Raw genomic sequence first — 5,469 nt, forward strand, 5'->3', positions numbered from 1 at the left:
GTGCCAGGGAGGTGACGCTTTCCTTCTCCTGCGTGTAGGCCGGCCAAATGGCTTGGCGGTGGTGCGGGGTGAGACGGGTGTTTTTGTGCATGTTCATGTTTCAGTATTCTCCTGGAAATACTGTAAACAACGCTACTAGTTTCTACACTTAAAGGCAGTCGGCGAAAGCGTGGTCGAACCAATGAAATACTATGACAACAATGTGTCTGGCAGCTTGGTTTTGGCTGAAGAAATGGCGCGTGCCGGCGTATTTAAGATTGTGTTCAGCTCATCGGCTACGGTTTACGGCGATCCGGGTAAAGTGCCTTATACGGAAGATATGCAACCGGGGGATACGACCAGCCCTTACGGTACGTCTAAGTCTATGGTGGAGCGCATTTTGACGGATATCCAAAAGGCTGATCCGCGTTGGAGCGTGATTTTGTTGCGCTATTTCAGCCCTATCGGTGCGCATGAAAGCGGTTTGATCGGCGAGCAGCCAAACGGCATCCCAAATAATCTGCTGCCTTATATCTGCCAAGTAGCTTCAGGCAAGCTGCCGCAGTTGTCGGTTTTTGGCGATGACTACCCTACTCCCGACGGTACGGGTATGCGCGACTATATCCATGTGATGGATTTGGCGGAAGGCCATGTGGCGGCGATGCAGGCGAAAAGCGATGTTTCGGGCGTACATCTGTTTAATTTGGGTTCGGGACGTGCTTATTCGGTATTGGAAATCATCCGCGCCTTTGAAGCGGCCTCCGGCTTGACCATTCCATTCCAAATCAAACCGCGTCGCGATGGCGATTTGGCCTGTTTCTATGCCGACCCTGCCTACACCAAAGCGCAAACCGGTTGGGAAACCAAGCGTGATTTAGCGCAGATGATGGAAGACTCATGGCGTTGGGTCAGCAACAACCCAAATGGCTACGACGATTAAGTTGACCTGATACAGGCCGTCTGAAAGAGATGTTTTCAGACGGCCTCTTTATCTGAAAAATACACATTCTGTCTGCTATAATCCGTTTATATTGTTTTGACTATCCTCTGAAACTTATGAAGAAAATCCTTATTACCGGCGGCGCAGGCTTTATCGGTTCTGCCGTTGTCCGTCATATTATCCAAAACACCCAAGACTCTGTCGTTAATGTCGATAAGCTGACTTATGCCGGCAATTTGGAATCTTTGACTGAGGTAGCAGGCAATTCTCGCTATGCTTTTGAGCAAGTGGATATTTGCAACCGCGCCGAACTCGACCGCGTATTCGCACAACACCAGCCTGATGCCGTGATGCACTTGGCAGCGGAAAGCCATGTTGACCGCTCTATCGATTCGGCAGGCGAATTTATCCAAACCAATATTGTCGGCACATTCAATCTGCTTGAAGCAGCATGTGCCTACTGGCAACAAATGCCGTCTGAAAAGCGCGAAGCCTTCCGTTTCCACCATATTTCTACCGATGAAGTCTATGGCGATTTACACGGCACAGACGATTTGTTTACCGAGACCACGCCATACGCGCCGTCCAGCCCCTACTCTGCCTCCAAAGCATCCAGCGACCACCTCGTCCGCGCATGGTTGCGTACTTACGGTTTGCCGACCATCGTAACCAACTGCTCCAACAACTACGGCCCTTACCATTTCCCGGAAAAACTCATTCCTTTGATGATTCTGAACGCGCTTGACGGCAAACCGCTGCCCGTGTACGGCGACGGTATGCAAATCCGCGACTGGCTGTTTGTCGAAGACCACGCGCGCGCGCTGTATCAGGTTGTTACCGAAGGTGTTGTCGGCGAAACCTACAATATTGGCGGCCACAATGAAAAAGCCAATATTGAAGTCGTCAAAACCATCTGTACCCTGCTGGAAGAGCTTGTTCCTGAAAAACCGGCCGGTGTGGCACGTTATGAAGATTTGATTACTTTCGTACAAGACCGCCCCGGCCATGACGTACGCTACGCCATCGACGCCGCCAAAATCGGCAGGGAACTGGGCTGGAAACCTCAGGAAACATTCGAGTCCGGCATCCGCAAAACGGTGCAATGGTATTTGGACAACAAAACTTGGTGGCAAAACGTATTGAACGGCAGCTATCGTTTGGAACGTTTAGGCACCGGAAAATAAGTTTTCAGACGGCCTTTTCCCATATTAGGCCGTCTGAAAATCATGCAAACACACACTACTCAGGAGAAAACCCATGAAAGGCATCATCCTTGCCGGCGGCAGTGGTACACGCCTCTACCCCATCACGCGCGGCGTATCCAAACAGCTGCTGCCCGTGTACGACAAGCCCATGATTTACTATCCCCTGTCCGTATTGATGCTGGCAGGAATCCGCGATATTTTGGTGATTACCACGCCTGAAGACAACACCTCTTTCAAACGCCTGCTCGGCAACGGCAGCGATTTCGGTATTTCCATCAGTTATGCCGTGCAACCCAGTCCGGACGGCTTGGCACAGGCATTTATCATCGGCGAAGAATTTATCGGCAACGACAATGTTTGCTTGGTTTTGGGCGACAATATTTTCTACGGCCAATCGTTTACGCAAACATTGAAACAGGCCGCCGCCAAGACCCACGGTGCAACCGTATTCGGTTATCAGGTCAAAGACCCAGAGCGTTTCGGCGTAGTCGAATTTGACGAAAACTTCAACGCCCTGTCTATCGAAGAGAAACCGCAACAGCCCAAATCCGATTGGGCGGTAACCGGCTTGTACTTCTACGACCGACGCGTCGTCGAGTTCGCCAAACAAATCAAACCGTCCGCCCGCGGCGAATTGGAAATTTCCGATCTCAACCAAATGTATTTGGAAGACGGTTCATTGTCGGTACAACTTTTGGGACGCGGTTTCGCATGGCTGGACACCGGCACCCACGAGAGCCTGCACGAAGCCGCTTCATTCGTCCAAACCGTGCAAAACATCCAAGACCTGCAAATCGCCTGCCTGGAAGAAATCGCTTGGCGCAACGGTTGGCTTTCCGATGAAAAACTGGAAGAACTGGCGCGCCCGATGGCGAAAAACCAATACGGCCAATATTTGCTGCGCCTGTTGAAAAAATAATGTTTGAGGCCGTCTGAAACTTTTCAGACGGCCTTTAGATGAAAGATAAAAAGATGAACATCATTGATACCGCCATTCCTGACGTAAAACTGCTTGAGCCGCAAGTCTTCGGCGATGCACGCGGCTTTTTTATGGAAACCTTCCGCGACGAATGGTTCAAGACCCAAGTCTGCAACCGCACCTTTGTGCAGGAAAACCACTCCAAATCCAGCAAAGGCGTATTGCGCGGCCTGCACTATCAAACCGAAAACACACAAGGCAAACTAGTACGCGTGGTTGTCGGCGAAGTATTCGATGTAGCTGTCGACATGCGTAAAGACTCCCCCACTTTCGGCAAATGGGTGGGCGAAATTCTGTCCGCAGAAAACAAACGCCAACTGTGGGTACCCGAAGGTTTCGCTCACGGCTTCTATGTACTGAGCGATGAAGCCGAGTTCGTCTACAAATGTACAGACTATTACAACCCAAAAGCCGAACACTCGCTGATTTGGAATGATCCGACCGTCGACATCGACTGGCCGTTGCAAGGCGAGCCGAACCTGTCGCCTAAAGACTTGGTAGGCAAAGTATTGGCCGAAGCAGTCACGTTTTAAAAAGTTTTAAAAATAATTCAGGCCGTCTGAAAGAATGTTCCTCTTTTCAGACGGCCTACAAACCCATTAATAACAATAATCGACGAAAACGCATTGTGAAAAACGCCTACATCCCCTCTCGCGGCATCCGCAAAATCCCCCATCTCTCCACCCTATTGCCTGAGTTTCATATCTGCAAAGACGGAAAAGGAGCAGAGGCTGTTGTCGGCTGGGGTTTGCGCCCGACGACACACAAAACGCGTGCTTTTGCCGCCGAACACCAGCTTCCCTTTATTGCTTTGGAAGACGGCTTTTTACGCTCGCTCGGCCTGGGAGTCGCCGGTTATCCCCCTACTCCATCGTCTATGACAACATCGGCATCTACTACGACACCACACGTCCTTCGCGTTTGGAACAACTGATTCTTGCCGCCGATGCCATGCCGTCTGAAACCTTGGCTCAGGCGCGGCAGGCGATGGATTTCATCCTAAAACACCACCTGTCCAAATACAACCACGCGCCCGAACTTTCAGACAATCATCCCTTACGCTCCCCATCCAAGTCTGAAACCGTCCTCATTATCGACCAAACCTTCGGCGATATGGCCATCCAATATGGCGGCGCAGACGCCTCTACGTTTGAACTGATGTTTCAGACGGCTTTAAATGAAAACCCGCAAGCCGATATTTGGGTCAAAACCCATCCCGATGTTTTGTGCGGCAAAAAACAAGGCTATCTGACCCAACTGGTGCAGAACACCGCGTCCATCTTCTGGCAGAAGACATCAACCCGATTTCTTTGTTGCAAAACGTCGATAAAGTTTATTGCGTTACCTCGCAAATGGGTTTTGAGGCACTTTTGTGCGGCAAGCCGCTGACCACCTTCGGCCTGCCGTGGTATGCCGGATGGGGTGTAAGCGACGACCGCCATCCTAAAATCGGCAGCCTTGTTCGAACCCAACGCCGCGCCCCCCGCAACTTGCTGCAGCTCTTCGCCGCAGCCTATCTGCAATACAGCCGCTACCTCAACCCCAATACCGACGAAGCAGGCAACCTCTTTGATGTCATCGACTATCTGGCGACGGTCAAACGCAAAAACGACAAATTGCGTGGCGAGTTATATTGCGTCGGTATGTTTTTGTGGAAACGCGCGGTTGCCAAACCGTTCTTTAACGTACCCTCTTGCCGTCTGAAATTTATCTCTTCCACCCAAAAACTGGCCGGGGTCAAACTGTCCGACGATACACGCATCCTTGCTTGGGGCAACGGCAAAGAGGCCATCGTCCGCTTTGACGAACAACACCACATCCCCCTGCTGCGCATGGAAGACGGCTTTATCCGCTCGGTCGGACTCAGCTCCAACTTAGTGCCGCCGCTGTCGCTCGTTACCGACGATATGGGTATTTACTTCAATGCCGAAACCCCGTCCCGTCTCGAACACATCCTACAAAACCAAAACTTCGACGATCAGAGACCTTTGCAAAATTCCCCAAAATCCCCTAAATTCCTACCAAGACATTTAGGGGATTTTCCATGACCACCTTCTTCCAGCAAACCGCACAAGCCATGATCGCCAAACACATCGACCGCTTCCCACTATTGAAGTTAGATCAAGAGACCTTTGCAAAAAAGTCCTTCCCCAACAGCCGAAACCTAAACAAAGGTTTTCGGCTATTTCCCTCCCCAAATCACTCCTAATTCTACCCAAATGCCCCCTTAATCCTCCCCGGACGCCCTATAATTGGGCATCCGGGCCGCCTTTTAGGCGGCAACAGGCACACTTAGCCTGTTGGCCGCTTTCAACAGGTTTAAACACATCGCCTTCAGATGGCTTTGCGCACTCACTTTAATCAGC

The 5,469-nt window shown here is 51.0% G+C and carries 4 protein-coding genes and 3 pseudogenes; 6 read left to right on the forward strand and 1 reads right to left on the reverse strand.

Going from position 1 to position 5,469, the window contains the following annotated elements; translation table 11 throughout:
- Positions 1 to 97: pseudogene (locus tag O3660_RS11415) on the reverse strand (IS481 family transposase); the annotation flags it as partial.
- Positions 98 to 139: 42 nt separating this feature from the next.
- On the opposite strand from O3660_RS11415, the pseudogene galE reads away from it, so the two are divergent.
- The 6 genes and pseudogenes from galE to O3660_RS11445 all read left to right on the forward strand — a co-directional run.
- Positions 140 to 919: pseudogene (gene galE / locus O3660_RS11420) on the forward strand (UDP-glucose 4-epimerase GalE); the annotation flags it as partial.
- 116 nt (positions 920 to 1,035) lie between these two features.
- Positions 1,036 to 2,103: a dTDP-glucose 4,6-dehydratase gene (gene rfbB / locus O3660_RS11425; protein WP_049350630.1), complete on the forward strand. Its 1,068-nt coding sequence runs from the start codon at positions 1,036 to 1,038 to the stop codon at positions 2,101 to 2,103.
- 73 nt (positions 2,104 to 2,176) lie between these two features.
- Complete coding sequence (gene rfbA / locus O3660_RS11430; protein WP_049350631.1) at positions 2,177 to 3,043, forward strand: glucose-1-phosphate thymidylyltransferase RfbA; 867 nt, start codon at positions 2,177 to 2,179, stop codon at positions 3,041 to 3,043.
- 53 nt (positions 3,044 to 3,096) lie between these two features.
- On the forward strand, positions 3,097 to 3,636 hold the full coding sequence (rfbC, locus tag O3660_RS11435) for a dTDP-4-dehydrorhamnose 3,5-epimerase (RefSeq protein ID WP_049350633.1): 540 nt from the start codon (positions 3,097 to 3,099) through the stop codon (positions 3,634 to 3,636).
- Positions 3,637 to 3,670: 34 nt separating this feature from the next.
- Positions 3,671 to 5,124 (forward strand): annotated as a pseudogene (locus O3660_RS11440) (capsular polysaccharide biosynthesis protein); the annotation flags it as partial.
- Between the two features lie 23 nt (positions 5,125 to 5,147).
- Positions 5,148 to 5,312 (forward strand): hypothetical protein, encoded by a 165-nt coding sequence (locus tag O3660_RS11445; protein ID WP_371464994.1) that lies wholly within the window; start codon positions 5,148 to 5,150, stop codon positions 5,310 to 5,312.
- Positions 5,313 to 5,469: the final 157 nt, after the last annotated feature.

Origin of the sequence: Neisseria sp. 27098_8_139, assembly GCF_041433195.1 — a bacterium.
GTDB lineage: Bacteria > Pseudomonadota > Gammaproteobacteria > Burkholderiales > Neisseriaceae > Neisseria > Neisseria subflava.